3 protein-coding genes are annotated in these 2,091 nt (G+C 66.3%); all 3 read right to left on the reverse strand.

Translation table 11 applies throughout. The features are described from left to right. Positions 1 to 56: 56 nt before the first annotated feature. Entirely contained in the window at positions 57 to 890 is an 834-nt protein-coding gene (locus tag AB4Y99_RS27280) for a polysaccharide deacetylase family protein (RefSeq protein WP_441525544.1), read from the reverse strand. Positions 891 to 901: 11 nt separating this feature from the next. Then, the gene (locus tag AB4Y99_RS27285) at positions 902 to 1,699 is read right to left on the reverse strand and encodes an ABC transporter permease (protein ID WP_441525545.1); all 798 of its coding nucleotides are present in this window, start codon (positions 1,697 to 1,699) and stop codon (positions 902 to 904) included. Then, a partial coding sequence (locus tag AB4Y99_RS27290; RefSeq protein ID WP_441525546.1) for an ABC transporter permease occupies positions 1,696 to 2,091 on the reverse strand: 396 nt, incomplete at its 5' end. The genes AB4Y99_RS27285 and AB4Y99_RS27290, both read right to left, overlap by 4 nt.

Here is a 2,091-nt window from a genome sequence, read left to right on the forward strand (position 1 = left end):
CCCGATGCCCTTGGCAGCGCCGGTGATCAGGACGCGCCGGTCGGCGAGCGCCCCGCTCACCGCCTCGCCTCCGCGCGGGCGGTCTCGAGGCCGGGGCGCATGTCGTCGACCATCTCGTCGCAGCGGCCGATCCAGATATTGGGGTGCTTCAGCGCGTGCTCGATCAGCCCTTCCAGCGCCTTGATGCGCGAGGGCTGGCCGATCATCTCGGGGTGCATGCCGACCATCATCATCCGGTCCTCGGCATAGAGCACGTCGAACTCGCCCTTCCAGGCTTCGAGCAGGGCGGACGGCGCTTGCATGGTGCGGCCGGGCAGGACGATCGAGTACTGGAAGAAGGGCGCGTCATCGAGCACCCAGCGGAAGGGCAATTCGACGATCTTGGTCTCCTCGCCCGCGACCGTGTGGAGATAGGGCGAGTCGTCGTCGAAGAAGTTCGAGGAATAGTCGAAGCCGTACTCGACCAGCATCGGCATGGTGACCGGGCTGATCTCGGCCGCAGGCGAGCGCCAGCCGCGCGGCGCACGGCCGCTGACACGCTTGATCGACTGRAAGCCCYKCTCCATCTCCTCGCGCTCCTSCTCSGGCGARAGGTTGAGGATCCAGGTGTGGCTGTAGCTGTGATGGGCGAGCTCGTGGCCGCGCTTCAGGATCTCCTCCATCAGCCCCTCGCGCTGGTCGATGATCAGGCCCGGCACGAAGAAGGTCGCCTTGATGCCGTAGCGATCGAGCAGATCGAGCACGCGGCCGGTRCCSACCTTCCAGCCATAGGCGCCCTGSGACATCAGGATCGGCCGCTCGGCATAGGCCGGGTCGCGGCCAGTCCACATCGTTTCGGCGTCGAGGTCGAAGGTGAGGAAGAGCGGGAAACCCTTGGAGGTCAGCGGCATGACGGTTCCGTTCAGACGAAGCGGTGGAAGCCGAAGCGGCGCTCGGCGAGGAGGAGCACGATGCCGGTGGCCAGGATCAGCAGCGTCGAGACGGCGGCGACGCTGGGATCGATGCCCATCTCGACCGAGGAGAAGATCAGCACCGGCAGCGTCGTCTGGCTGGCGCTGATCAGGAAGATCGTGACCGGCACGTTGTCGAGCGAGGTGATGAACGAGAACAGCGCGCCCGCCACCAGCCCCGGCGCGATCAAGGGCAGCGTGACCAGGCGGAAGGCCTCGAAGCCGCTGGCACCGAGCACCCGCGCGGCTTCCTCGACGGCGAGATCAAGCCCCGACAGGCTGGCCAGCGCCGAGCGGACGACATAGGGCACGGTGATGACGACATGGGCCAGCAGCAGGCCAACGAGCGAGCCGCGCAGGCCGGTCATACTGTAGAACTGCAGGAGCGCGACGCCGACGACAACGGCCGGCATCACCAATGGCGCCATCAGAAACGAGGTGACAGCTTCAGAGCCCGGCAGCACCTTGCGGAACAGGGCATAGGCCGCGGCCACGCCCAGCACGAGCGAGATCAGCGTCGAGCCGCAGGCCAGGATCAGGCTCATGCGGATGGCGGAGATATAGCTCGGGTCGCTCAACACCTTGCCGAACCAGGCGAGCGTCAGCCCCTGCGGTGGGATGGTGAGGTAAGAGGTCGTCGAGAAGGCTGCCAGCACGACGACGATCACCGGCAATTGCAGGAAGGCGACGACCGTGAAGGCGGTGGCGGTAAGCCCCCAGCCGGGGCGGTTCTCGGCTGCGTCGCTCATGCCATCCCTGCCCAGCGCTTGGTCARYCGGCTCGACAGCCAGATSAYSSCGAYCGCCATGAAGGTCAGCGCGAAGGASAGYGCCGASCCGCTYGGCCAGTCGAGAAGCTGCATGWATTCGTCGTARATYAGCGTCGCCATSACCTKRTAGGTCGGCCCGCCGAGCATGCGCGGCGTCACCAGCGCGCTGATCGTCAGCACGAAGACGAGGATCGATCCGGCGAGGATACCGGACGCCGAGAGCGGCAGCGTCACCGCCATGAAGACATGGGCACGGCTSGAGCCSAGCGTTGCSGCSGCCGATTCMACGTCGCGCGGCACGTTKCGGATYGCYGCGACCAGCATCAGCACCATGAAGGGCAGRTAGATATGSGTGAGCCCGATGAAGAGCCC

This window comes from Allobosea sp. TAB14, assembly GCF_052113865.1.
GTDB classification, from domain to species: Bacteria; Pseudomonadota; Alphaproteobacteria; order Rhizobiales; family Beijerinckiaceae; genus Allobosea; species Allobosea spartocytisi.